Source organism: Microbacterium sp. C23T (assembly GCF_053345975.1).
In genome coordinates, this window is the sequence record NZ_JBKFBD010000011.1 from 71,163 (window position 1) to 94,645 (window position 23,483).

Sequence of the window (23,483 nt, forward strand, 5' to 3'; positions counted from 1 at the left end):
ACCGTAGCGTGCCGGGGTGCGCGCGGACGCACGTGTCACGGCGCCTCGACGAGCTCCACCCGCAGGAGCAGATCGTCGCCCGGTCGCGGCGAGCCGCGCCCATCGGTGTTGTTGGTGAGGAGCCACAGTGACCCGTCGGTCGGCGCGACCACATCGCGCAGGCGCCCGTACTCACCCACCAGCGCGGCGACAGGCTCGCCACGCATCACGCCGGCATCCGTGTCGATCTGCCAGAGCCGCTCGCCACGGAGCCCCGCCATGAAGACCGTGTCGCCGCGGGTGGCGATCCCGCTCGGACTCGCATCGCTCGTCGGCCACTGCGCCACGGGGTCGGTGAAGCCCTCCCGGCCGGAGATGCCCTCGACGATCGGCCAGCCGTAGTTCTCGCCCGGCTCGATGCGATTGAGCTCGTCCCAGGTGTTCTGACCGAACTCGCTGGCCCACATCGTGCCGTCCGCCGTCCACGCGATCCCCTGGACGTTGCGATGTCCCATGGACCAGACGCGCGTGTTCCACGGGTTCCCGGGGGCGGGGTCGCCGTCGACCGTGACGCGCAGGATCTTGCCGCCGAGGTCGTCGCGGTCCTGGGCGGCGTCGCGGCGCTGCGCATCCCCCGTCGTGACGTAGAGGTAGCCGTCCGGCCCGAACGCGAGGCGTCCGCCGTCGTGGGTGCTCGCCCGCGCGATGCCGTCGAGGATGACCTCCGGCTCGCCCAGCTCGAAGGATCCCGGTTCGCCGAGCAGCGGCATCCGTGCCACGCGGTTGTCGTCGCTCGCGCCGAAGTAGGCGAAGAGCGTGCGCGCGCCGCCGGCGTCGTGCAGGGCGAGCCCGTGAAGGCCGGATTCGCCGCCGGAGACCACACCGGGGATGACGCCGACCGTGCGGACCTCACCGTCCGCGGTGAGCTCGAGCACCGCGCCGTCGCCGCGTTCGGAGATGAGCGCGCCCCCGCCGTCGAGGGGCACGACCGACCACGGCGCCACCAGATCCGACGCGAGGGTTCCCGTGACCGACCCGGCACGCCACCACGTCTCCGCTGCCGGAGCCGTGCTCGGGCCGATCGAGGGCACCTGCGACGAAGGCGCCGGTGACGGCGCCGGCGCGGTGCACCCGGCTGACGCGGTCAGCGCCAGGACGAGGCATCCGACCGCCGCCCACCGGGCGTCGCGCCTCATCCGCCGGCCACAGCCGCCTCGAGGACCGCGAGGTCGATGCGCCGCATGCGGAGCATCGCCTGCACCGCGCGGTGGGCGATGTCGGGGTCGGGGTGGCGGATCAGCTCGACGAGCCGGTCCGGGATGATCTGCCACGACAGGCCCCACCGGTCCTTGAGCCAGCCGCACGGCTGCTCCTGGCCGCCCTGCGCGGTGAGGGCGTCCCAGTAGCGGTCGACCTCGGCCTGGTCGCGGCACGCGACGTACAGGGAGACGGCCTCGGTGAAGGGGAACTGCGGGCCGGCATCCATCCCGAAGTAGTCGCGGCCGCCGAGCCGGAAGTGCACGTGCATGACCTTGCCGCCCATGCCCGGCACCTCGTCCGGGTAGCGGTCGATCGTGACGAGCTCGGAGTCCGGGATCAGCGCGGTGTAGAACGTGACGGCCTCCTCGGCGGCATCGTCGAACCAGAGGAACGGGGTCACAGCGCTCATGCGTTCCACCCTTGTCGACGCGCCGCACCCGCGCAATGGGCGGATCACGGATGCTGTGCGCCGAGCCGCACCGTGACGCGCAGGCCTCCTTCCGGCAGGGCCATGAGCGCGAGCGTCCCGCCGTGGGCCTCCGCGATGCTCCGGACGATCGCGAGTCCCAGCCCGACCCCGGCGTGATCGCCGGTGCGGGCACGCTCGCTGCCGCGCTGGAACGGCTCGACCAGGGTGGCTGCTCGCGCCGGGCTGATCACCTCGCCGGTGTTCTCGACGACGAGCTCCACCACGTCGCCGCGTGCGGAGGTGATCACGTCGACCGTGCCGTGCTCGGGGAGGTTGTGGACGATGGCGTTGTGCAGCAGGTTCGACACGAGCTGGAGCAGGAGCGCGTAAGAGCCGCTGGTCCAGGCGGCGACACCGCTCGCGTGGACGGTCACGCCTCGGGCCTCGGCGAGCGGCAGCAGCGTCTCCACGGCCTCCTCGGCGACGAGTGACAGATCGACCGCGTCACGGGCGAATGAGCCCTGCTCCGCCCGGCTGAGCACCAGCAGCGCCTCGGTGAGGTCGATCGCGCGCGTGTTGACCGCGCGGAGCCGCCCGATGAGCGCGTCGACGTCCCGGTCGGGGTCGGTGCGGGCGACGTCGAGCAGGGTCTGCGTGATCGCCAGCGGCGTGCGCAGCTCGTGCGAGGCGTTCGCGGCGAACCGTCGCTGCTCGGCGACGTGCGCCTCGAGGCGCGACAGCATCGCATCGAAGCTGTCGGCCAGCTCGCGGAACTCGTCCTCGCGACCGGGGAGAGCGATCCGATGCGACAGCGAACCGCTCGCGGCGAGGCGCGTGGCCTCCGTGATCCGCGTCAGCGGCGCCAGCATCCGTCCGGCGAGGATCCAGCCGCCGAGCAGTCCGAACACGAGGAGGAAGACCAGCGCCCAGGAGGCCGCCGGCGTGAAGGCGCGGATGAGGTCGCCGCGATTCGGGACGAAGGGCCCCGGGCCGGTGATCTGCCCGTCCGGAACGTATCTCAGAAGGAAGACCCACACCACGGCGAGCAGCAGCCCGCCGGCCACCATCAGGAATCCGGCGTAGCTCAGGGTGAGCTTGAGCCGCACGCTCATTCCGGGCGCCCTAGTCATGCGGCGCGCTGTCGTCGACGTCGATCCGGTAGCCGACGCCGGGGACCGTGGCGATGACCCAGGGCTCCCCCAGTCGTTTGCGCAGGGCCGAGACCGTGATGCGCACCGCATTCGTGAAGGGGTCGGCGTTCTCGTCCCACGCGCGTTCGAGCAGCTCCTCGGCGCTCACGACGCCGCCTTCGGCGCTCATCAGCACCTCCAGCACGGCGAACTGCTTGCGCGTCACGGCGATGTAGCGGTCGTCGCGGTAGACCTCGCGCCGGAACGCATCCAGTCGGAGCCCCGCGAGCTCGCGGACCGGCGGCCGGCTGTGACCGCGGCGACGATCCAGCGCCCGCAGCCGCAGCACGAGCTCCTGCAGGTCGAACGGCTTCGTGAGGTAGTCGTCGGCGCCCAGCTCGAATCCGGTCGCCTTGTCGTCGATACGGTCCGCGGCCGTGAGCATCAGGATCGGGATGCCGCTGCCCGAGCGCACGATGTGCGCCGCCACCTCGTCGCCCGAGGGGCCGGGAATGTCGCGATCGAGCACGGCGATGTCGTAGCCGTTGATGCTCAGCAGCTCCAGCGCGGTGTCGCCGTCGCCCGCGATGTCGGCCGCGATCGCCTCGAGGCGCAGCCCGTCGCGGATCGCTTCCGCCATCAGGGGCTCATCCTCCACCACCAGCACGCGCATGCCCTCGATGGTACGAGCCGGCGCGTATCGTCCGCGTATCCGAAACCCCATACGCCCTCGCAACACGCGCGCGCGTCAACTGGGAGCATGATCCCCACAGCAACCGTCCCTGCAAGAACCCGGCGCGCGCGCCGCGCCGTGCTCGTGTCGCTGCTCGTCGCCGCGCTCGCGATCGCCGGTGTCGCGGTGTACCGGTCGGCGTGGGCCGCGGTGCCGACGGGCGGCATCGCCGAGGACACGTCGCTCGCCGACGCGCCGCCGGCTCCCGACGGCGCGGTCACCCAGGACGACGGGCTCCTTCCCTCCGGTGCGACGGCGTTCGATGAGGCGTACCCGGGCATCGCGCGTCTGTCGCACGGCCTGCGGGAGGCGCTGCAGCGCGCGTCGCACGACGCGGCCGCCGATGACATCGTCGTCCGTGTCAACAGCGGCTGGCGTTCCGCGGAGTACCAGGACCGGCTGCTGCAGGAGGCTGTGTCTCAGTACGGCTCGGCAGAGAAGGCCGCTCGCTGGGTGGCGTCGTCCGCCACCTCGGCTCATGTGGCGGGCGACGCGGTCGACGTCGGTTCGTACGACGCCGTGGACTGGCTGACCGCGCATGGCGCCGCCTACGGGCTCTGCCAGACCTACGGGAACGAGTCCTGGCACTTCGAGCTGCGGCCGGAAGCGAGCGAACGAGGCTGCCCGGCGCCCTACGCCGACCCGACCCACGACCCGCGCATGGGCGGGTGACAGCACGTGCCGGGACTTCCGGACAAAACGAAAGGCCGCCCTGATCGGGCGGCCTTTTCGGTGGACCTGAGGGGACTCGAACCCCTGACCCCCTGCATGCCATGCAGGTGCGCTACCAGCTGCGCCACAGGCCCAGACGCTGTTCCCGCTCTCGCGGGGCAACTCGTCTAGCTTACAACACTCCGAGGGGTGCTCCGTACCAGGATCACTCCTCGACGGTCGCCCGGGCCGGGAGGGTGATGGGCACGACGGGGCAGTCCTTCCACAGCCGCTCGAGGCCGTAGTAGACGCGCTCCTGCTCGTGGAACACGTGCACCACCAGGTCGCCGAAGTCGATGAGGATCCACCGCGACTCCTCGCGGCCCTCGCGACGCAGCCGCTTGTGACTGGCTTCGAGCAGCTTGTCCTCGATCTCGTCGGCGATCGCCGCGACGTTGCGCTCGCTGCGTCCGGTGACGAGCAGGAAGATGTCGACGAGCGGAAGGGGCTCGGACACATCGAGGGCGACGAGATCCTCGCCGCCCTTGGCGTCCGCCGCGGCCGCGGCGATCTGGACCATGTCGTGCGACTGCGCGCTCGCCACCATCAGAAGACTCCTGTCACGAAGGCGAGGATGAGAACGCCGACGAGGGCGAGGGCCAGCACGCCTGCGGTGATCGCGAGCGACATCATGAGCTTGCCGCCCTTCTCGGGCACCGGGGGCTTGATGACGTCGCCGGGCGCCTTCGCGGTGCTGACTGCGGCGCTCGCGGCGATCGGCGTCGGCGAGGAGTGCGACGGCAGCTCGCCGTCGACCAGCGTGGCGTCGATCTCCTTGCCGTCGGCGGTGCCCTTCGCGTGGCCGGTGGAGCCGAGGCCCTCGGGCAGGTTGAAGGTGCCGGTGACGATGACCTCGCCCGTGGCGGTGACGGGCGCCACGAGGGGTGCCACCTCCGGCGCCTGCGACACGATGAGCGCGTTGGGGATCGCGATCGCACCGGTCGTGCGGGTGAGCAGCTGGTCGAACGACGGCGGGAACTCGACGGCCGCGGGCTCGCCGGCGGCGGGCGCGGCGTCGAGCAGACTGGCGCCGAGGAGCGGGCTGACGGCCTTCGGCGCCGCAGGAACCGCTTCGGCCTCGGCCTCGTCGTCGGCGGAGGCGCCGAACACGCTGTCGAACGGGCGCTCCTCGACCTCGGGCGCCGGGGGCTGTTCCGCGAAGGCGGGAACCGGGACGGGGGCGACGGGCGCGGCCTGCTGCCGGCTCGGCGCGGGGGCGGGCGTGGGCTCCGCCTCGCGCGCGATGCCGAACAGCGCGTGCATGCCGCTGTCGGTCGACACCGGTGACTCGTCAGGGGCAGGGGTGAACAGCGACGGCGCGGGCTCGTCGAACGGCGCCACGGGCGGCGGGGCGACGGGGAACGCGAACGTCGGGGCGGTGCCGCCGGTGGCGGCCGCGTGGGCGGCGACGACCTCCGGCGTGATCACGGGCACCGAAGCGGTGCGGATGCGCTCCTGCTGGCGCGCCTGGCGGCGGGTGAGCGGAGACACGCCCAGGTCCACGGCGGAGTCGGGAACGGGCGCCGGCGCCACGGCGGCAGGCTCGGACGGGCGCGGGAACGGCGCGGCGGCGATGGGTGCGGGAGGCGGGGTCGACAGTGCGGCGTCGACGGGGGGCGCCACGACGGGCGCGGCCTCGGTCTCGATGGCCTCGTCGTCCGCTGGGGTCGCCGTGATCACGGGGGTGGACCCCGTGTTGCGCAGTTCGCGGATCTGCTTACGTGTGAGGGCTGGCGTCGCCGGGTGCTCGGGTGTACTCATTCCTTGCTCCGGTAGAGATGGTGCTTCGCAATGTATTGGACGACCCCGTCGGGGACGAGGTACCACACGGGGTGTCCTCGCTGAACTCGATCGCGGCAATCCGTCGATGAGATGGCGAGGGCGGGGATCTCGAGCTGGCTGACGTCGTCGCTGGGCAGGCCATCCGTGTTCAGTACGTGTCCAGGCCTGGACACCGCGACGAAGTGGGCGAGGTCCCACAACTCATCATGGTCCCTCCAACTGAGAATTTGCGCTATGGCGTCGGCACCGGTGATGAAGAACAGCTCCGCGTCCGGGCGCTGGGCCTTCAGATCGCGGAGCGTGTCGATGGTGTACGTGGGACCGTCGCGATCGATGTCGACGCGACTGACGGTGAACTGGGGGTTGGATGCCGTGGCGATGACGGTCATGAGATAGCGATGCTCGCTCGGCGAGACGTCGGCCTTCTGCCAGGGCTCGCCTGTCGGAACGAAGACGACCTCGTCGAGGTCGAACCACTGCGCCACTTCACTCGCGGCGACCAGGTGCCCATGATGGATGGGGTCGAAGGTGCCGCCCATGACCCCGATCCTCGGGGCTGTCGCCAAGGACATCCAGCAGCCTCAGTGGCCGTGCCCCGCTCGCTGGACGTCGTTCGCGTGCGCCTTGGCGTACGCCTCGGCCTTGTGCGCGTGGCGGTTCGCCACGTTGCGGTACGACAGCGTCACGATCGCCAGCGCGGCGAAGACCACGATCGCGGTGATGCCGTACCCGACGGTCTCGAGGGCGACGTTGCCGTGGTGCTCCGACTCTTCGGCGGCAAAGGCGATGATCGTGGCGAGTGTCATTCGGGCTCCGTTCGGGTTCGCCTCTGGGGCGCGGGACGGGACAAGTCTATTCCGTTATGCGCGGACCTGCCCGGCACCCCGCGCGAGCCACTTCGAGCTCGTGAGTTCGGCGAGGCCCATGGGGCCGCGCGCGTGCAGTTTCTGGGTCGAGATGCCGACCTCGGCGCCGAAGCCGAACTCGCCGCCGTCGGTGAACCGGGTCGAGGTGTTGGCCATCACCACGGCCGAGTCGACCTCGGCGAGGAAGCGCGCCTCGTTGGCGGCATCCTGCGTCACGATCGACTCCGTGTGGTGGGTCGAGTACCGGCGGATGTGCGCGAGCGCGTCGTCGAGGTCGTCCACGACGCGCATCGCCAGATCGAGGCTCAGGTACTCGGTCGCCCAGTCCTCGTCGGTCGCGGGTGTGACGCCCGCAGCCAGGCGCTCGACGGTCTCGTCGCCGTGGACGGTGACGCCGCTCTGCTGCAGGGCCTCGACGACGGGGCCGACCAGGCGATCGGCGGCGCCGCGATGCACGAGGACCGTCTCGACCGCGTTGCACACGCTCGGCCGCTGGGTCTTGGCGTTCACCACGATGTCGCGGGCCCAGTCGAGGGGGGCCGTCTCGTCGAGGACGATGTGCACGACGCCCGCGCCCGTCTCGATGACCGGGACCGACGACTCGGTCACGACCGTCTCGATCAGCTGCGCGCTGCCGCGCGGCACGAGGACGTCGACGACACCCCGGGCGTGCATCAGCTCGCGCGCTCCTTCGCGGCCGAACTCGTCCACCGTCTGGATGGCCTCGGGGTCGATCCCTCGGTCTGCCAGTGCGCCGCGCATCGCGCGCACCAGCGCCGCGTTCGTGTGCTCGGCCGCGGTGCCGCCTCGGAGCACGACTGCGTTGCCGGACCGCAGGGCGAGGGCCGCGATGTCGACGGTGACGTTGGGTCGCGCCTCGTAGATCGAGCCCACCACGCCGAACGGGACGGCGACCTTGGTGAGCGAGACGCCGTTCGCCAGGGTGCGCTCGTCGAGGACGCGGCCCACCGGGTCGGGCAGCGCGGCGATCTCGCGCACCGCCGCGGCGAGGGACGCGACGCGCGGCTCGTCGAGACGCAGCCGATCCTGCAGGGCCGTCGACAGCCCGGTCTCTGTTCCGCGGCGGAGGTCATCCGCGTTCGCTGCCACGATCTCCGGTGCCGCAGCCTCGATCGCATCGGCGATCGCGAGGAGCGCATCGCGCTTCGCTTCGTCTCCGAGGAGGCCGATGCTGCGCGCCGCGTCCTTGGCGAGCAGCATCCGTTCGCGTGCCGTCGTGGCGGTGGTGGTCATCCGCCCAGTGTATCGACCGCCGTGCGCACGGGACCGGTCGCGGCGGGCGCCGTCGGCTCGGGGTTGGGCTGGAACCACGTGCCGATCTCGTCGCCCGACAGCGCCTCGCCGACGAGGTCCGCGCTCGTGACGAGGACGCCGATCCCGGATGCTGCGGCCAGCCGCGCGGCGGACACCTTGGTCGCTGCTCCCCCTGTGCCCACACTGTTGACGACGACCGAGCCGAACTCGAACCCGTGCAGGTCGTCACCGTACGTGACGCGCGGTATCGGCCGCGCGCCGGGCTCGTCCGGCGGACGCGTGTAGAGGCACTCGATGTCGCTCAGCAGCACCAGGGCGTCGGCGCCGATCAGCTGGGCGACGAGCGCGGCAAGGCGGTCGTTGTCGCCGAAGCGGATCTCGTGCGTGGCGACGGTGTCGTTCTCGTTGACGATCGGGAGGATGCGCAGGCCCAGAAGCCGTTCCATGGCGCGCCGCGCATTGGAGCGGTGGGTCGCGTTCTCGAGGTCGCCCGCGGTGAGGAGCACCTGTCCGGCGACGATGCGGAAGGGCCGCAGCGACTCCTGGTAGCGGTAGATGAGCACATTCTGACCCACCGCAGCCGCGGCCTGCTGCGTGGCGAGGTCACTCGGACGCTCGTCGAGGAGCAGATACGGCATCCCTGTCGCGATGGCGCCCGATGAGACGAGCACGACCTCGGTGCCGCGCCCGTGGGCGGCTGCGAGGGCGTCGACGATCGGCTTGATCTTGTGGGCGTTGTCGCCGCTGATCGAAGAGGATCCGACCTTGACGACGACGCGTCGGGCGAGCGGGAGGTCGCTGCGCTCCCGCGCGCTCACTCGTCGTCCTCGTGGTCGCGGTAGCGCTCGGCGATCCGCTCGGCCTCGAGCTCGGCGCGCGCGTCGGCCTTGGCGTCCATCATGTCGTGGTACCGCTCGCGGCGCTCCGACGTGGTGCGACGGGTGTCGCGCAGCAGTCGCGGGTCGGTGCCGCGCGGGGCGGTCATCAGCTCCGCGTTCGACGAGATCGAGGGCTCCCAGTCGAAGACGATGCCGTCGCCCTCGCCGATCACGACGGTGGCCCCGGGGGTCGCGCCGGCGCGGAACAGCTCGACCTCGACGCCCAGCTTCTCGAGGCGGTCACCCAGGTAGCCGACGGCCTCCTCGTTCTGGAAGTCGGTCTGCTGCACCCACTTGAGCGGCTTGTCGCCCAGGATGCGGTAGATGTTGCCGTAAGTGCCGCCTTCGACGCGGACCGAGAAGTCCTTCTCCGAGCCCCTCGGCCGGATGACGATGCGCTCGGGCGCGGGAGCCGCCGCCTGCTCGGCGCGGTGCTTCGCGACGATGTCGCCGAGCGCGAAGGTGAGCTGACGCAGTCCTTCGTGGCTCACGGTCGAGATCTCGAACACGCGGAAGCCGCGCGCCTCCAGATCGGGGCGGACGAGGTCCGCGAGGTCCTTCGCCTCGGGGACGTCGACCTTGTTGAGCACCACCAGTTGCGGGCGATCGAGCAGCGGCAGCTGCCCGTCGGGCACGGGGTAGGCGGCGAGCTCGGCGAGGATGACGTCGAGGTCGGTGAGCGGGTCGCGGCCCGGCTCGAGCGTCGCGCAGTCGAGGACGTGGACGAGCGCCGTGCAGCGCTCGACGTGGCGGAGGAACTCCAGCCCCAGGCCCTTTCCCTCGCTGGCGCCCTCGATGAGCCCCGGCACGTCGGCGACGGTGAAGCGCTGCTCCCCCGCCTGAACGACCCCGAGGTTCGGGTGGAGCGTGGTGAACGGGTACTCGGCGATCTTGGGCCGTGCGGCGGAGACCGCGGCGATGAGGCTCGACTTGCCCGCCGACGGGAAGCCGACGAGCGCGACGTCGGCGACGGTCTTCAGCTCGAGGAGGACATCGCCCTCCCAGCCGGGCGTGCCGAGCAGTGCGAAGCCCGGCGCCTTGCGCTTGGGGTTGGCGAGGGCGGCGTTGCCGAGCCCGCCGAGACCGCCCGGGGCGGCGACGAAGCGCATGCCCGGCTCGATCATGTCGACGATCACGTCGCCGGAGGTGTCCTTGACGACGGTGCCGACGGGGACGGGCAGCTCGAGCGGCTCGCCAGCGGCACCCGATCGGTGGTCGCCCATGCCGAAGCCGCCGTTGCCGCTGGAGCGGTGCGGCGAGTGGTGGTACGACAGCAGCGTCGTGACCTGCGGGTCGGCCACGAGCACGACGTCGCCGCCGTGGCCGCCGTTGCCGCCGTCGGGGCCGGCCAGCGGCTTGAACTTCTCGCGCTTGACAGACACGCAGCCGTTGCCGCCCTTGCCGGCACGCAGGTGCAGTGTCACCCGGTCGACGAACGTGACCATACGGTCCCCCTCAGGTCTGGATGCTCCCCGGTGTGCCGGGAAGGGGATAAAGGGAAAGGGCGAGCCGAAGCCCGCCCCTTCCTGAAGTCTGTGAGACTCGCTGGATTACTCCGCGACCGCCACGATGTTGACGACCTTGCGGCCGCCCTTCTGACCGAACTCGACCGAGCCCGCAGCCAGTGCGAACAGCGTGTCGTCGCCACCGCGGCCGACGTTGGCGCCGGGGTGGAAGTGCGTGCCGCGCTGGCGGACGAGGATCTCGCCGGCGTTGACGGCCTGGCCACCGAAGCGCTTCACGCCGAGGCGCTGAGCGTTGGAGTCACGACCGTTACGGGTGGAGCTTGCGCCCTTTTTGTGTGCCATCTCTGCGTCTCCTGTGGCTTTACTTGATGCCGGTGACCTTAACGCGCGTGAGGTCCTGACGGTGCCCCTGGCGCTTCTTGTAACCGGTCTTGTTCTTGAACTTCTGGATCACGATCTTGGGGCCGCGCTCCTCGCCGAGCACCTCGGCGGTCACGGTGACCTTCGCGAGCTTGTCGGCGTCGGTCGTGACGGTGTCACCGTCGACGAAGAGCACCGCGGGGAGCTCGATCTTGTCGCCGATCTTCGCCGCCTGACGGTCGAGGACGACGATCGTGCCGACCTCGACCTTCTCCTGCCGGCCGCCGGCGCGCACAACTGCGTAAACCACTTCACACCTGTTTCTTCTGGGAGCGCGCGCACGCACTCGGGGACGTCAACGAAGACTTGGTGCGGATATCTCGACGCACCAAGGGTCTACTTTATCAGATGCCGGAACAGTCCGCGAAAGCGCGCCGGGCCGTGTCGCGGGATCGGGTGCGTAGGATCTGGACGTGGCGATCCTCATCGACGATCCTCTGTGGCCGGCGCACGGTCGGCTGTGGGCGCATCTGGTGACCGATACCGACCTCGCCGAGCTTCACGCCTTCGCCGCCGCGAACGGCATCCCTGCGCGCGGCTTCGACCTGGACCACTACGACGTGCCCGAAGAGGCGCACGCCCGTCTGGTCGCGGCCGGCGCGCAGCACGTGAGCGGTCACGAGCTGGTGCGGCGCCTCATCGCATCCGGTCTTCGTGTGCGGGGGCGCGACCGCCGCTGACTCACCGGGCCGCGGCCGCCGACAGCTCGAGGACGTCGGCCGCGCGGCCGGGGCCGTCGAAGGCACGGATCGCGTCGCCGAGCCGCTGCGCGCGCACGCGGGTGGGACCATCGGCCAGCGTCCGCCGGATGGCGCGACGGATCGTGGCGGGGTCCGTCCGCCGCGACATCGTCGCTCCCACGCCTGCGCGGGCCACCGCGCGGCCGATGCGCGGCTGGTCGGAGGTCGGCTCGAGGGGCAGCGTGAGCACCGGCACGCCATGGGCCAGCGCGGCGAGGGTGGTGCCGTGTCCGCCGTGACCCACCACGAGGGAGGCGTCCGGGAAGAGCTCGTCGTGCGGCATCCATTCGTGCACTTCGATGCCGCGGGGCACCCGCATCTCCCCCGCCGTGACAGCCGGGCCGAGGGTGGCGATCACCCGCACGTCGAGGCCGTCGACGGCGTCGAGCAGCCGCTGCCAGGTCGCGACGAGCTCGGCGAACCGGAAGGTGCTGAGGCTCAGCACGACCGTCGGTGCGGAGGGTTGTGCGGCGACGGCGCGCGTCATCGCTCCCGTGTACACGACCCCGCCCGGCGCGGCTGACAGCGCATCTTGGGCAGGGAACGGCAGCCCGAACCCGGGTACGGATGCCACGAGGATCGGTGCCGCGCGTCGGCGCGGCGCCTGCACCCGTATCCCCCGCGTCCACAGCACCGATCCCGCCACCCGCGCGCCCGAGGCCAGGAAGTCGTGCAGCGTGTGCTCGAGCACCACGATGCGCTGATCCATCCGATCGAGGACGTCCATCACGGCGAACAGCGTGCAGTCGACCACCACGACGTCGGCGGGGAACGCCGCGAGCAGCGCCACGGTGTCGTCGGCGAGGCCGGTGTCGGTGAACAGTCTGAAGAGGCCTGCGGGGCGTGGATCCAGCACGAAGCCCGGTGCGCTCGCGAACGCGGTGAAGGGCAGGCCTGCAGCGCGGTAGGCGCTCGCCTGGGAGTCGTGGCCGAGGACGCGGACGTCGTGCCCGCGCTCCACGAGCGCACGCGCGATGGTGATGGTGGGCATGCGGTTGCCGCCGCCGTCCCACGTCACGAACACGTAGCGCGCCATCGCGCCCCCGTTCCCCAGCTCCCGGGAATCAGCCTATCGAGGGGGTGCGTGGGCCGACAGAGGGGCGCCGTCCCGGCCGGGGCCGGGACGGCGCGAGACGCTCAGTCCTCCGACGGCGTGTGGGGCACCGGGGTGCCCGTGAGAGCCGCGGTCGTCACCCGACGACGCGCGCGGCCCTGCCCCGGCGCCTTGGGCTCGGGAAGGGCGTTGAGCACCGAGTCGAGGAGGAGGTCCTTCTCGGTGCGGTTCTCCTTCTTCGCACCGGAATCCTGACGCTTCTTGCGCGGCTTCTTCGGGCGCTCGGCCGGAGCCTGCTCGACGACGGGGGCCGCCTCGACGTGCGGCGCCTCTTCGCTGTGGTGGATCGTGGATGCCGCGATCTGCGCGAGCGCCGACTTCACGCCCTCCGTGATCACGTGCGTGCCGTTCGAGCCGCCGCCGGTCGCGGGAGCCTGTGCGCCGCCCCGCGGGCGACGGCCGGACGACGGCGCACCGCTCGCGGCGGGCACGCGGTGCTTGACGACCGGGTCGTGGTGCACGATCAGGCCGCGCCCCGCGCAGACCTCGCACGCCTCGCTGAACGTCTCCAGGAGACCCAGTCCGAGCTTCTTGCGCGTCATCTGCACGAGACCGAGCGAGGTGACTTCGGCGACCTGGTGCTTCGTCCGGTCGCGGCTCAGGCACTCGACGAGACGGCGCAGCACGAGATCACGGTTGGACTCGAGCACCATGTCGATGAAGTCGACGACGATGATCCCGCCGATGTCGCGCAGGCGCAGCTGGCGGACGATCTCCTCCGCGGCCTCGAGGTTGTTCTTCGTGACGGTCTCTTCGAGGTTCCCGCCCGAGCCGACGAACTTGCCGGTGTTGACGTCGACGACCGTCATCGCCTCGGTGCGGTCGATGACCAGCGAGCCGCCGGAGGGCAGCCACACCTTGCGGTCGAGAGCCTTCTCGATCTGCTCGGTGACGCGGAACACGTCGAACGGGTCGTGCTCGCCCTCATACCGCTCGACGCGCTCGAGCAGGTCGGGCGCCACGGACTCGAGGTACTTCGAGATGGTGTGGTGCGCGTCGTCGCCCTGGATGAGCATCTTCGAGAAGTCCTCGTTGAAGACGTCGCGGACGATCTTGACGAGGAGGTCGGGCTCCGAGTGCAGCAGCGCCGGCGCCTGGATCGTCTCGATCTGCTTCGAGATGTGCTCCCACTGATTGGTGAGGCGCTGCACATCGCGCGTCAGCTGGTCCTCGGTGGCGCCCTCGGCGGCGGTGCGCACGATGACGCCCGACGACTCGGGCAGCACCTCCTTGAGGATCTTCTTGAGGCGCGCGCGCTCGGTGTCGGGCAGCTTGCGCGAGATGCCGTTCATGTTGCCGCCCGGCACGTACACGAGGTAGCGACCGGGGAGCGAGATCTGGCTCGTGAGGCGGGCACCCTTGTGTCCGACCGGGTCCTTCGTGACCTGGACGAGCACGCGGTCGCCGGTCTTGAGCGCGAGCTCGATCCGGCGGGGCTGGTTGCCGGTCTCGACGGCGTCCCAGTCGACCTCGCCGGAGTACAGCACGGCGTTGCGGCCGCGGCCGATGTCGACGAACGCGGCCTCCATGCTCGGCAGCACGTTCTGGACGCGACCGAGGTACACGTTGCCGATGAGCGACGCGTCCTGGTTGCGGGCGACGTAGTGCTCGACGAGCACGTTGTCCTCGAGCACGGCGATCTGGATGCGGCCGTTGCGCGAGCGCACGATCATGTCGCGGTCGACGGCCTCACGACGGGCGAGGAACTCCGCCTCGGTCACGACCGCACGACGGCGACCTGCCTCGCGGCCGTCGCGGCGGCGCTGCTTCTTGGCCTCGAGACGCGTCGAGCCCTTGATGCGCTGCGGCTCGGTGATGAGCTCGACGGCGCGCTGACGCGGCTGCGACGGCTCGGAAGGCGTGGACGCCTCGTCCCGGCCCTCGCCGCGACGACGGCTGCGGCGACGCGAGGTGCTTGACGACGCTGCGGCCTCGGGCTCCGGCTCGGCCTGCTGACGGCCCGGACGTGCCGGAAGCGGCGCGATCTCGGGCGCGTAGAACATGAGCTGCGTCGACACGGCCGACACGAACACCTCGGGGAGAAGCCCCAGGGTCACCGCGGTCACGGCTTCCGGCTCGGCCGGTGCTTCCGGCTCGACGGGCGCTTCGGCCTCGGCGGGAGCTTCCGGCTCGGCGGCCGCCTCGGGGGCGGACGGAGCTTCGGCATCGCCGTCGGTCGGTGCCTCGGCCGCGGGCTCGCTCTCGGGCTCAGCCGCCGCCTCTGCGGCCGGCTCAGCCTCTGCGGCCGGCTCGGTCGCCTCGGCCGGGCTCTCCTCGGTCTGCGCGGGGACCTCGGCGGTCTCCTGCGGCTCCTCGACCGGCGAGTCCGCGTCCACCGCGGGTGTCGCCTCGTCGCCCGCTGTGGTCAGCGGCGCGTCCGGTTCGGTCTGAGGGGGGAATTCTGCATCGGTTCCATCAGCCATCACTGGCGTACTCCTAGCGGGGCGACACCGCGCGTCGCCCGGCGAAATCTCGTGCAGCGCCGCCCATGCCCCTCTGGACGGGGCGGTGCCGCGAACTCACTCGGTCTGCAGCGGTCGTCCGGCGCTAGGCGGATGCTCGCGCTGCCAAGGGCATTCGTCGCCCTGAAGTCTTCTGGTGATGATCGTCACGGCGCGGCCGTGAGTCATCGCCCCCCATTATCGCACTTACACCGCCAGAATGCCCATTCGCCCGGCGACTGCGCCTTCCCCACGCCGCGGATCGGCGATTTGCCACGGCGCCGGGGTGCGGCATCCGTGCAGAACTCGATGTCATAATCCGAGGCATGCCCGAGCAGCAGACCCACACCCGCCCGACCGGACTCGCCGTATGGCTCGTCATCGCGGGTGTGATCGGCTGGTGGGCGGCGTTCTCTCTGACGGTCGAGAAGCTGGAGAAGCTCGCGAACCCCGACGCGATCGCGTCGTGCGACCTGAGCGTGCTGGTGCAGTGCAGCGCGAACCTCGAGTCGTGGCAGGGCAGCGCGTTCGGTTTCCCGAATCCGATCCTCGGGCTCACCGGCTGGGTGGCCCCGATCGTGGTCGGCATGGCTCTTCTCGCGCGGGCCCGGTTCGCGCGGTGGTTCTGGTGGTGCTTCTGGGCCGGCATCGCCTTCGCGTTCGGGTTCGTGCTCTGGCTGATCAGCCAGAGCATCTACGCGCCCAATCTGCACACGCTGTGCCCGTGGTGCATGGTGACCTGGGCGGTCACGATCCCGACGTTCTACGCGGTGACGCTCCACATGCTCCGCGCCGGCCTCGTCCCGGCATCCGACCGGGTGCGCGACGTCGCCGACCGGCTGATGGTGTGGGTGCCGCTGGCGGCGATCGTGAGCTACGCGATCATCCTGCTGCTGGCGCAGCTCGAGATGAACGCCGTCGTCAACATCTGGCAGACGCTGTTCGGCTGACCCCGGAGGCGCGTCCAGGGTCAGCCGATCGGGCGATCAGCCGAACCAGATCTCGAGTTCGCGCGCGGCGGACTCGGGGCTGTCGGAGCCGTGCACGAGGTTCTGCTGCACCTTCAGGCCCCAGTCGCGGCCGTAGTCGCCGCGGACCGTGCCGGGCGCGGCCGTCGTCGGGTCGGTGGTGCCCGCGAGCGAGCGGAAGCCCTCGATCACGCGGTTGCCGGCGAGGCGGATCGCGACCGACGGGCCCGACATCATGAACTCGAGCAGCGGCTCGTAGAAGGGCTTGCCCTCGTGCTCGGCATAGTGGCGCTCGAGCGTCTCACGGTCGGGCTCGACGAGGCGGATGTCGACGAGGGCGTACCCCTTCGCCTCGATGCGGGCGAGGATCGCGCCGGTGAGGCCGCGGGCGACGCCGTCGGGCTTGACGAGGACGAGGGTCTCTTCGATGGGCATGCGGGACCTTTCGTTGCTGATCAGGCGTGGGGAGGAGTCAGTGCTCTTCAGGAGATCGGGCCGCGAGGCGCGCGTTGCGCCGGTCGAGAGCGGCCCCCTTGATCGTCGCATACCCGTACATGCCGCCGAAAATGAGCGCGACGATGGCGAGTGCCGGCACGAGGAAGGCGCCCAGCAGGACGAAGACCTGCAGCACCCAGCCGAGCACGATGCCCCACCGGTAGCGCACGACCCGCGTCGTGAGGATCATCAGCACGGCCAGTCCTGCCCCGGCGACGATGCCCCACCACGGCGCGATCGACGCGGGAAGCGCCTTCAGACCGTAGACGACCAGGCCGCCGAGGAACACGACGATCGACTCGAAGCCGAGCACGATCGTCGCGAGCGACTCCGCCGCACCGCGGGGGCGCCGGGGCTTCGGCCGCTTCTCGTCGGTCACGCGTTCCACCCGGACTTCCAGTCCTCGTCCGCCGCGAGGGCGAGGGCCTCCCCCGCGAGCACGACCGACCCCGCGATCACGACGGCACGCCGATCGGATGCTGAGGCCCACGCGCGCGCCGCCTCCGCGGCATCGGCGAGGTCGCGGTGAACGGAGACGCGCAGATCGTGCGCCTCAGCGAGGTCGGCGATGGCATCCGCGTCCTCGGCCCGCTCCGAGTCGGGGGCGGTGGCGAACACGTGGGCGGCGACCGGGGCGATCTCGGACACGATGCCGGCGGCATCCTTGTCGGAGAGCACGCCCAGCACCACACCCCATTCGTCGAAGTCGAACGCCTCGCGCAGCGCGGTGACGAGGGCGCGGGCGCCATGCGGATTGTGCGCCGCGTCGACCAGCACGGTCGGGGCCGCACCGACGAGCTGGAGCCGTCCGGGCGACGTCACTCCCCCGAGGCCTTCCGCCAGCACGTCGCCGGCGATCGGCTGCGACGCTCCTCCGACGAGCGACTCGACCGCCGCGATCGCGAGCGCCGCGTTGAAGCCCTGGTGGGCGCCGTACAGCGGCAGGTATTCGTCCTCGTAGGTGCCGGCGAGGCCGCGCACGGTGATCTGCTGCCCGCCGACCGCGAGGCGCTGCTGGGCGAGCGCGAACTCGGAGCCTTCGAAGGCGATCGTGGCGCCGTGGGCGGCCGCGGCTTCGCGCAGCACCGCCTCGGCGGCGGCATCCTGCCGGGCCGACACGACGGCTGCGCCGTCCTTGATGATCCCCGCCTTGACGCTCGCGATCTCGGCGATCGTGTCGCCGAGCCGGTCCGCGTGGTCGAGGTCGATGGGCGCGAACACCGCGACGTCGCCGTCGGCGGTGTTCGTGGAGTCCCACGACCCGCCCATGCCGACCTCGAGCACGAGCACGTCGATCGGCGCGTCGGCGAACGCGACGAACGCGAGCACCGTCAGCAGCTCGAAGAACGTGAGAGGCGCGTCGTCGGCGGCGGCGAGCTCCGCATCCACCAGGTCCACGAACGGTGCGATCTCGTCCCACGCGTCGGCGATCGCGGCATCGTCGATCGGCTCGCCGTCGACCATGATCCGCTCGGTGAACCGCTCGAGGTGGGGACTGGTGAACAGGCCCGTGCGCAGGCCGTGCGCGCGCACGAGGGTCTCGATCATCCGGCTGGTCGACGTCTTGCCGTTGGTTCCGGTGACGTGGACGACGCGGTACGTCTTCTGGGGATCGTCGAGCAGCTCGAGCACGCGCCGCGTGCGCTCGACGCGCGGCTGCACCCACCGCTCCCCCTGGCGCTCGAGGAGCGCCTCGTAGACGGCGTCGGCGCGCTTGCGGTCGCGATCGCTCATGCTGTGGCCTCCGTCCGGCCGACCGAGACGGTGAAGGCGCCGCGGTTGGCATAGGTTCCCGCGTCGACCACCGCCTCGAACTCGATGGGTGTCCCGGAATCACCGGATGCTGCGAGCTCGGCCGTCCGCGTGCGCACGCTGTGGGCGAGCGCGAGCGTCTCGCCTGCCACGTCGGCGATGTCGAAGGCTGCGGAGACCGCCTCGCCGTCGGCCTCGTCGTCGAACACGAGACCGAGGCGGATGCGGTCGCTCACGTCGAACCCGGCCGCCTTGCGGGTGTCCTGCACGGCGCGGATCACGTCGCGGGCCAGGCCCTCCGCCTCGAGCTCGGGCGTCGTCGTCGTGTCGAGCAGGACGAAGCCGTCGCCCGCGAGAAGGGCGATCGCCGTGCCGTCGGCGACGCCGCCGGCCTCGAGTGTGAGGTCGTACTCCCCCGGCTCCAGGGCGATGCCGTCGACGACCACGACACCGTCGCGCTCCTCCCACACGCCCGCCTTCGCGCCAGAGATCACGTGCTGGACCTGCTTGCCCAGGCGCGGGCCCGCGGCGCGCGCGTTCACGCTGAGTCGCTTGCTGATGCCGTAGCGCTCCGAGACGTCGTCGCCGAGCTCGATGAGCTCGACCGACTTCACGTTGAGCTCGTCGCGCAGGATGCCGTCGAACTGCGCGAGGGACGCAGCATCCGGAACCGCCACCGTCAGGGTGGGAAGCGGCAGGCGCACGCGACGGCCCTCCTTCTTGCGCAAGGCGTTGGCGACGCTGGATGCCTCGCGGACGGCGTCCATCGCGGTGCGGATGTCGTCCGCCGCGGGGAAGGCGTCGGCGTCGGGCCAGTCCTGCAGGTGGACGCTGCGTCCGCCGGTCAGGCCCTGCCAGATCTTCTCGGAGACCAGCGGGATGAGCGGGGCGGCGACGCGCGTGAGCGTCTCGAGCACGGTGTAGAGCGTGTCGAACGCCTCGCGACTGGTCGGGTCCTCGGAGACGCCCACCCAGAACCGGTCTCGCGAGCGGCGGATGTACCAGTTGGTCAGCGCCTCGGCGAAGTCGCGGACCTTTGCCGCGGCGAGCGTCGAATCGAGCACCTCGAGATCGGCGGCGACCTCGCGCACGAGGTCACCGGTGAGCGCCAGGATGTAGCGGTCGAGCACATCCGTCGAGTCGGTGCGCCACGAGGCCTGGTAGCCCTCGCCACCGGCGCCGCCCGCGGCGTTCGCATACGTCGCGAAGAAGTACCACGCGTTCCACAGCGGGAGCAGGAACTCCCGCACGCCCGCGCGGATGCCCTCCTCGGTCACGACGAGGTTGCCGCCGCGCAGCACCGAGCTCGACATCAGGAACCAGCGCATCGCGTCGGACCCGTCGCGGTCGAACACCTCGCTGACGTCGGGATAGTTGCGCAGCGACTTCGACATCTTGAGCCCGTCGCTGCCCAGGACGATGCCGTGGCACGACACACCGGTGAACGCCGGGCGGTCGAACAGCGCCGTCGAGAGCACGTGCATCACGTAGAACCAGCCGCGCGTCTGCCCGATGTACTCGACGATGAAGTCGGCCGGCGAGTGCTCGTCGAACCACTGCTGGTTCTCGAACGGGTAGTGCACCTGCGCGTACGGCATCGACCCCGAGTCGAACCAGACGTCGAACACGTCCTCGATCCGGCGCATCGTGCTCTTGCCGGTCGGGTCGTCCGGGTTCGGGCGCGTGAGGTCGTCGATGTACGGACGGTGCAGGTCGACCTCGCCGTCCGCGTTCGTCGGGAGACGCCCGAAGTCACGCTCGAGCTCCTCCAGCGACCCGTAGACGTCGACGCGCGGGTGCCCCGGGTCGTCGCTCTTCCACACCGGGATCGGCGAGCCCCAGTACCGGTTGCGGCTGATCGACCAGTCACGTGCGCCGTCGAGCCACTTGCCGAACTGGCCGTGCTTGACGTTCTCCGGCACCCACGTGATCTGCTCGTTGCCCGCGAGCATGCGGTCCTTGATGTCGGTGACGCGCACGAACCAGCTCGACACCGCCCGGTAGATGAGGGGGTTCCGGCAGCGCCAGCAATGCGGGTACGAGTGCTCGTAGCTCGCCTCGCGCAGCAGGCGCCCCTCCTGCTTGAGCAGGCGGATGAGCGGACGGTTCGCGTCCATCCACAGTTCGCCGGCGACATCCGTCACCTGCGGGAGGAAGCGTCCGCCGTCGTCCAGGCTCATGATGAGCGGGATGCCGGCGGCCTCGGTCACGCGCTGGTCGTCCTCACCGAAGGCCGGTGCCTGGTGGACGATGCCCGTGCCGTCGCCCGTCGTCACGTAGTCGTCGACGAGGAGGCGCCATGCGGTCTGCGTGCCCCAGATCGAGGCATCCGCGTAGTAATCGAAGAGGCGGTCGTACGTGACGTTCTCGAGGTCGGCGCCCAGCACCGTCTGCTCGACGGCCTCGCGTGCGGCCTCGACGGAGGCGTACCCGAGGTCCTTCGCGTAGCCCGCGAGCAGATCCTCGGCGAGGAGGTACCGGTGTGCGGTCGCGCCCTCGGGGTCGTCTCCCGCCGGGACGTCGGCCGCCCCGAGGGGACCGCCGGGAACGACGGCGTAACGGATGTCGGGCCCCACCGCGAGGGCGAGGTTCGTGGGCAGGGTCCACGGGGTCGTCGTCCACGCGAGGGCGCGCACGCCGGTCAGCCCGAGAGCTTCCGCCTTCACGCCCGTGAGGGGGAACGTGATCGTGACCGACGGGTCCTGGCGCATCTTGTAGACGTCGTCGTCCATGCGCAGCTCGTGGGCCGACAGCGGCGTCTCGTCGCGCCAGCAGTACGGCAGGACGCGGTGCCCCTCGTAGGCGAGGCCCTTGTCGTAGATCGTCTTGAACGCCCACAGCACGGATTCCATGTACGTGAGGTCGAGCGTCTTGTACCCGCGCTCGAAGTCGACCCAGCGCGCCTGGCGCGTGACGTAGTCCTCCCACTCGCGCGTGTAGGCGAGGACGGACTCGCGCGACTTGGCGTTGAACGTGGCGATGCCCATCGCCTCGATCTCGCTCTTCTCCGTGATGCCGAGCTGCTTCATCGCCTCGAGCTCGGCCGGGAGGCCGTGGGTGTCCCAGCCGAAGACGCGATCGACCTTCTTGCCGCGCATCGTCTGGAAGCGCGGGAAGACGTCCTTCGCGTAACCGGTCAGGAGGTGGCCGTAGTGCGGCAGCCCGTTCGCGAAGGGCGGGCCGTCGTAGAAGACCCATTCCTCGGCGCCGTCGCGCTGATCGATCGAAGCACGGAAGGTGCGGTCGGCCTCCCAGAACGCGAGCGTCTGCTGCTCGATCTCGGGGAAGCGAGGGCTCGGAACGACGGCGGCCGGCGCGGCGTCGGCCGCGGGCCCGAAGGCGGAGGGTCGGGGGTAGGTCATCTTCTCTCGCAGGTGCTCGCTCGTGTGCTTCCTGCGGGGACGACACTGCCTGGATCCCTGACCAGACGTACCGCGGTACCACCCTGCATTGACGCTCGGCCCTTCGACAGGCTCAGGGACCGAGACGCCCTCTCTCACTGCGGCTGTGACGGGCCTGACCCGCTCGGTTCTACTGGGGGCGCCACGTGCGTGGGGTCCTGTTCTTCCGAGAGCTCCCCGGTGATGGCCGGATCCGCGCTGGTCCGACGAGTCTACCGTGGCTGTGCAAGAGGGAATGCGGCGACCGTCGCCGGGGTTTCTGGACTCGTGCCAAGATTGACGCCCGTGACCGCAGCAGCACCCGAAACCGCGCTCGCCCTCGAGACCGCCCCGACGCGTCGCGTCGCGTGGGCCTCGATGGTGGGCACCTCCCTCGAGTCCTTCGACTTCTACCTGTTCGCCTACTTCTCGGCGTTCTTCGTCGGCCCGCTCTTCTTCGACCCGCTGGGCGAGTTCGGCGCGACCAGCGCGGCGTTCCTCACGATCGCCCTGGCGTTCGTCGTGCGCCCGATCGGCGCCGTGATCTTCGGGTACATGGGCGACCGCCTCGGCCGCCGGGCGACCCTGCTGTGGACCGTCGCCATCATGGGCGTCGCGACCGGCCTCATCGGCCTCCTCCCCACGTATGCGCAGGCGGGCTGGCTGGGCGCGATCCTGCTGATCCTCCTCCGCATCGTGCAGGGCCTGTCGCTCGGCGGCGAGTGGGGCGGCTCGATCCTCATCGCCACCGAGAACTCCGGCCCCGTCAAGCGCGCCTTCTACGCCGCGGTCCCCCAGCTCGGATCCCCCGTCGGCTCGATCCTGTCCGCGACCGTGTTCATCGTGCTGACGACCGTCCTCCCGGCGGATCAGATCGCGGAGTGGGGCTGGCGCATCCCGTTCCTCCTCGCGATCCCGCTGCTGCTGGTGTCGCTGTACCTGCGATGGTCGATCACCGAGACGCCGGTGTTCGAGCGCGTCGTCTCCGAGGGGCGCCGCGACCGCGTCCCCTTCCTCACGATGTTCGCGAAGCGCCCCGGCGGCATGGCCATCGCCATCGGTGCGGCCCTCCTCGGCATCGGGTCCTACTCGCTGATGAACACGTACACCGTCAACTACGGCGTGGAGCAGCTGGGCTTCAGCTTCCAGGACCTGCTCATCGCGACCACGATCGGCGGTCTGCTGCAGCTCGTCACCATCCCGCTGTTCGGCGCGTGGGCCAGCCGGGTCGGCTCGGCGAACGTCGTCGTGTGGGGCGCGCTGGGCACGCTCCTCATCACGTTCCCGATGTACTTCCTGCTCCAGTTCGCGACCTTCCCGATCCTCATCGCGACGATGCTCGTCGGCGGCATCCTCCCGACGATGGCCTGGGCCGCGCTCGGAGGTCTCATGAACGACCTCTTCCCTGACCGCTTCCGCTACTCGGCGCTGTCCTTCGCGTACGCCCTGGCGGCGACGATCAGCGGCTTCGTGCCCTACCTCACGTTCGAGCTCGGCGTGGCCACGGGCTTCGCGTGGTGGCACCCGGGCGTGATCCTCGCGATCATGTCGGTCATCACGCTGGTCTCGGCGTGGCTGGCCTCCCGGCGCACCGTCGAGCCCGAGCTCGCGAGCGACCCGGCGACCGCGACGGCCAACGCCTGAGCGAAGACGCCGGAAAGCGAGCGGATGCCGGAACCCCCGG

General features: G+C 70.8%; 23 protein-coding genes and 1 tRNA gene. 4 read left to right on the forward strand and 20 right to left on the reverse strand.

Annotated features, from left to right (window positions below; genetic code table 11):
• Nucleotides 1-35: 35 nt before the first annotated feature.
• Genes ACLBXX_RS08015 through ACLBXX_RS08030 form a run of 4 tightly spaced genes read right to left on the reverse strand, consistent with a single transcriptional unit; the run spans nucleotide 36 to nucleotide 3,451 of the window.
• Entirely contained in the window at nucleotides 36-1,175 is a 1,140-nt protein-coding gene (locus ACLBXX_RS08015; protein ID WP_447657602.1) for a PQQ-dependent sugar dehydrogenase, read from the reverse strand.
• Nucleotides 1,172-1,648, reverse strand: a complete 477-nt coding sequence (locus ACLBXX_RS08020; protein WP_387137326.1) for a VOC family protein — start codon at nucleotides 1,646-1,648, stop codon at nucleotides 1,172-1,174. Before ACLBXX_RS08020 ends, ACLBXX_RS08015 begins: the two co-directional genes overlap by 4 nt.
• 44 nt (nucleotides 1,649-1,692) lie before the next feature.
• Complete coding sequence (locus ACLBXX_RS08025; RefSeq protein ID WP_447657603.1) at nucleotides 1,693-2,760, reverse strand: sensor histidine kinase; 1,068 nt, start codon at nucleotides 2,758-2,760, stop codon at nucleotides 1,693-1,695.
• Between the two features lie 10 nt (nucleotides 2,761-2,770).
• A complete protein-coding gene (locus ACLBXX_RS08030; RefSeq protein WP_447657604.1) occupies nucleotides 2,771-3,451 on the reverse strand; it encodes a response regulator transcription factor in 681 nt (226 codons plus the stop codon).
• A gap of 87 nt (nucleotides 3,452-3,538) precedes the next feature.
• Between ACLBXX_RS08030 and ACLBXX_RS08035 the strand changes: the two genes are divergently transcribed.
• Nucleotides 3,539-4,183, forward strand: coding sequence for a M15 family metallopeptidase (locus ACLBXX_RS08035; RefSeq protein WP_447657605.1), 645 nt, complete (start codon nucleotides 3,539-3,541; stop codon nucleotides 4,181-4,183).
• A 61-nt stretch (nucleotides 4,184-4,244) separates the two neighbouring features.
• Here ACLBXX_RS08035 and ACLBXX_RS08040 read toward each other — a convergent pair.
• From ACLBXX_RS08040 to rplU, 10 genes are all read right to left on the reverse strand, one after another.
• Nucleotides 4,245-4,317, reverse strand: a tRNA-Ala gene (locus ACLBXX_RS08040).
• A gap of 71 nt (nucleotides 4,318-4,388) precedes the next feature.
• Nucleotides 4,389-4,769, reverse strand: coding sequence for a ribosome silencing factor (gene rsfS / locus ACLBXX_RS08045; protein ID WP_447657606.1), 381 nt, complete (start codon nucleotides 4,767-4,769; stop codon nucleotides 4,389-4,391).
• Nucleotides 4,769-5,983: a hypothetical protein gene (locus tag ACLBXX_RS08050; protein ID WP_447657607.1), complete on the reverse strand. Its 1,215-nt coding sequence runs from the start codon at nucleotides 5,981-5,983 to the stop codon at nucleotides 4,769-4,771. Before ACLBXX_RS08050 ends, rsfS begins: the two co-directional genes overlap by 1 nt.
• On the reverse strand, nucleotides 5,980-6,576 hold the full coding sequence (nadD, locus tag ACLBXX_RS08055; protein WP_310291056.1) for a nicotinate-nucleotide adenylyltransferase: 597 nt from the start codon (nucleotides 6,574-6,576) through the stop codon (nucleotides 5,980-5,982). The genes ACLBXX_RS08050 and nadD overlap by 4 nt, the downstream gene beginning before the upstream one ends.
• Nucleotides 6,577-6,585: 9 nt before the next feature.
• Nucleotides 6,586-6,810 (reverse strand): hypothetical protein, encoded by a 225-nt coding sequence (locus tag ACLBXX_RS08060; RefSeq protein ID WP_056367436.1) that lies wholly within the window; start codon nucleotides 6,808-6,810, stop codon nucleotides 6,586-6,588.
• A 54-nt stretch (nucleotides 6,811-6,864) separates the two neighbouring features.
• Nucleotides 6,865-8,124, reverse strand: coding sequence for a glutamate-5-semialdehyde dehydrogenase (locus ACLBXX_RS08065; protein WP_447657608.1), 1,260 nt, complete (start codon nucleotides 8,122-8,124; stop codon nucleotides 6,865-6,867).
• Nucleotides 8,121-8,963, reverse strand: a complete 843-nt coding sequence (gene proB / locus ACLBXX_RS08070; RefSeq protein ID WP_447657609.1) for a glutamate 5-kinase — start codon at nucleotides 8,961-8,963, stop codon at nucleotides 8,121-8,123. Before proB ends, ACLBXX_RS08065 begins: the two co-directional genes overlap by 4 nt.
• A complete protein-coding gene (gene obgE / locus ACLBXX_RS08075) occupies nucleotides 8,960-10,468 on the reverse strand; it encodes a GTPase ObgE (RefSeq protein WP_447657610.1) in 1,509 nt (502 codons plus the stop codon). Before obgE ends, proB begins: the two co-directional genes overlap by 4 nt.
• A gap of 105 nt (nucleotides 10,469-10,573) precedes the next feature.
• Entirely contained in the window at nucleotides 10,574-10,831 is a 258-nt protein-coding gene (rpmA, locus tag ACLBXX_RS08080) for a 50S ribosomal protein L27 (protein WP_045302739.1), read from the reverse strand.
• Nucleotides 10,832-10,850: 19 nt separating this feature from the next.
• Entirely contained in the window at nucleotides 10,851-11,159 is a 309-nt protein-coding gene (rplU, locus tag ACLBXX_RS08085) for a 50S ribosomal protein L21 (protein WP_026059456.1), read from the reverse strand.
• A gap of 163 nt (nucleotides 11,160-11,322) precedes the next feature.
• Between rplU and ACLBXX_RS08090 the strand changes: the two genes are divergently transcribed.
• Nucleotides 11,323-11,589, forward strand: coding sequence for a DUF4031 domain-containing protein (locus tag ACLBXX_RS08090; RefSeq protein WP_045302741.1), 267 nt, complete (start codon nucleotides 11,323-11,325; stop codon nucleotides 11,587-11,589).
• A 1-nt stretch (nucleotide 11,590) separates the two neighbouring features.
• Here the strand turns inward: ACLBXX_RS08090 and ACLBXX_RS08095 are convergent, their stop codons facing one another.
• Together ACLBXX_RS08095 and ACLBXX_RS08100 are read right to left on the reverse strand one after the other, a co-directional pair.
• The gene (locus ACLBXX_RS08095; protein ID WP_447657611.1) at nucleotides 11,591-12,685 is read right to left on the reverse strand and encodes a glycosyltransferase; all 1,095 of its coding nucleotides are present in this window, start codon (nucleotides 12,683-12,685) and stop codon (nucleotides 11,591-11,593) included.
• Between the two features lie 101 nt (nucleotides 12,686-12,786).
• The gene (locus tag ACLBXX_RS08100; RefSeq protein ID WP_447657612.1) at nucleotides 12,787-15,186 is read right to left on the reverse strand and encodes an Rne/Rng family ribonuclease; all 2,400 of its coding nucleotides are present in this window, start codon (nucleotides 15,184-15,186) and stop codon (nucleotides 12,787-12,789) included.
• Nucleotides 15,187-15,530: 344 nt separating this feature from the next.
• Between ACLBXX_RS08100 and ACLBXX_RS08105 the strand changes: the two genes are divergently transcribed.
• Complete coding sequence (locus tag ACLBXX_RS08105) at nucleotides 15,531-16,154, forward strand: vitamin K epoxide reductase family protein (RefSeq protein WP_447657613.1); 624 nt, start codon at nucleotides 15,531-15,533, stop codon at nucleotides 16,152-16,154.
• 36 nt (nucleotides 16,155-16,190) lie between these two features.
• Here the strand turns inward: ACLBXX_RS08105 and ndk are convergent, their stop codons facing one another.
• Genes ndk through ileS form a run of 4 tightly spaced genes read right to left on the reverse strand, consistent with a single transcriptional unit; the run spans nucleotide 16,191 to nucleotide 21,781 of the window.
• Nucleotides 16,191-16,607 carry a nucleoside-diphosphate kinase gene (ndk, locus tag ACLBXX_RS08110; protein WP_116193233.1) on the reverse strand — a complete coding sequence of 139 codons (417 nt, stop codon included), beginning with the start codon at nucleotides 16,605-16,607 and terminating at the stop codon, nucleotides 16,191-16,193.
• 37 nt (nucleotides 16,608-16,644) lie between these two features.
• Nucleotides 16,645-17,055, reverse strand: a complete 411-nt coding sequence (locus tag ACLBXX_RS08115; RefSeq protein WP_447657614.1) for a DUF4233 domain-containing protein — start codon at nucleotides 17,053-17,055, stop codon at nucleotides 16,645-16,647.
• Nucleotides 17,043-18,401, reverse strand: a complete 1,359-nt coding sequence (locus ACLBXX_RS08120; protein ID WP_447657615.1) for a bifunctional folylpolyglutamate synthase/dihydrofolate synthase — start codon at nucleotides 18,399-18,401, stop codon at nucleotides 17,043-17,045. Before ACLBXX_RS08120 ends, ACLBXX_RS08115 begins: the two co-directional genes overlap by 13 nt.
• Entirely contained in the window at nucleotides 18,398-21,781 is a 3,384-nt protein-coding gene (ileS, locus tag ACLBXX_RS08125; protein ID WP_447657616.1) for an isoleucine--tRNA ligase, read from the reverse strand. The genes ACLBXX_RS08120 and ileS overlap by 4 nt, the downstream gene beginning before the upstream one ends.
• Before the next feature lie 324 nt (nucleotides 21,782-22,105).
• Between ileS and ACLBXX_RS08130 the strand changes: the two genes are divergently transcribed.
• Nucleotides 22,106-23,443, forward strand: coding sequence for an MFS transporter (locus ACLBXX_RS08130; RefSeq protein ID WP_447657617.1), 1,338 nt, complete (start codon nucleotides 22,106-22,108; stop codon nucleotides 23,441-23,443).
• Nucleotides 23,444-23,483: the final 40 nt, after the last annotated feature.

Coding starts and splice junctions, on each gene's coding strand:
- ACLBXX_RS08015 (WP_447657602.1), bottom strand. CDS start 1,175: ATGAGGCGCGACGCCCGGTGGGCGGCGGTCGGATGCCTCGTCCTGGCG.
- ACLBXX_RS08020 (WP_387137326.1), bottom strand. CDS start 1,648: ATGAGCGCTGTGACCCCGTTCCTCTGGTTCGACGATGCCGCCGAGGAG.
- ACLBXX_RS08025 (WP_447657603.1), bottom strand. CDS start 2,760: ATGAGCGTGCGGCTCAAGCTCACCCTGAGCTACGCCGGATTCCTGATG.
- ACLBXX_RS08030 (WP_447657604.1), bottom strand. CDS start 3,451: ATGCGCGTGCTGGTGGTGGAGGATGAGCCCCTGATGGCGGAAGCGATC.
- ACLBXX_RS08035 (WP_447657605.1), top strand. CDS start 3,539: ATGATCCCCACAGCAACCGTCCCTGCAAGAACCCGGCGCGCGCGCCGC.
- rsfS (WP_447657606.1), bottom strand. CDS start 4,769: ATGGTGGCGAGCGCGCAGTCGCACGACATGGTCCAGATCGCCGCGGCC.
- ACLBXX_RS08050 (WP_447657607.1), bottom strand. CDS start 5,983: ATGAGTACACCCGAGCACCCGGCGACGCCAGCCCTCACACGTAAGCAG.
- nadD (WP_310291056.1), bottom strand. CDS start 6,576: ATGTCCTTGGCGACAGCCCCGAGGATCGGGGTCATGGGCGGCACCTTC.
- ACLBXX_RS08060 (WP_056367436.1), bottom strand. CDS start 6,810: ATGACACTCGCCACGATCATCGCCTTTGCCGCCGAAGAGTCGGAGCAC.
- ACLBXX_RS08065 (WP_447657608.1), bottom strand. CDS start 8,124: ATGACCACCACCGCCACGACGGCACGCGAACGGATGCTGCTCGCCAAG.
- obgE (WP_447657610.1), bottom strand. CDS start 10,468: ATGGTCACGTTCGTCGACCGGGTGACACTGCACCTGCGTGCCGGCAAG.
- rpmA (WP_045302739.1), bottom strand. CDS start 10,831: ATGGCACACAAAAAGGGCGCAAGCTCCACCCGTAACGGTCGTGACTCC.
- ACLBXX_RS08095 (WP_447657611.1), bottom strand. CDS start 12,685: ATGGCGCGCTACGTGTTCGTGACGTGGGACGGCGGCGGCAACCGCATG.
- ACLBXX_RS08100 (WP_447657612.1), bottom strand. CDS start 15,186: ATGGCTGATGGAACCGATGCAGAATTCCCCCCTCAGACCGAACCGGAC.
- ACLBXX_RS08105 (WP_447657613.1), top strand. CDS start 15,531: ATGCCCGAGCAGCAGACCCACACCCGCCCGACCGGACTCGCCGTATGG.
- ndk (WP_116193233.1), bottom strand. CDS start 16,607: ATGCCCATCGAAGAGACCCTCGTCCTCGTCAAGCCCGACGGCGTCGCC.
- ACLBXX_RS08120 (WP_447657615.1), bottom strand. CDS start 18,401: ATGAGCGATCGCGACCGCAAGCGCGCCGACGCCGTCTACGAGGCGCTC.
- ileS (WP_447657616.1), bottom strand. CDS start 21,781: ATGACCTACCCCCGACCCTCCGCCTTCGGGCCCGCGGCCGACGCCGCG.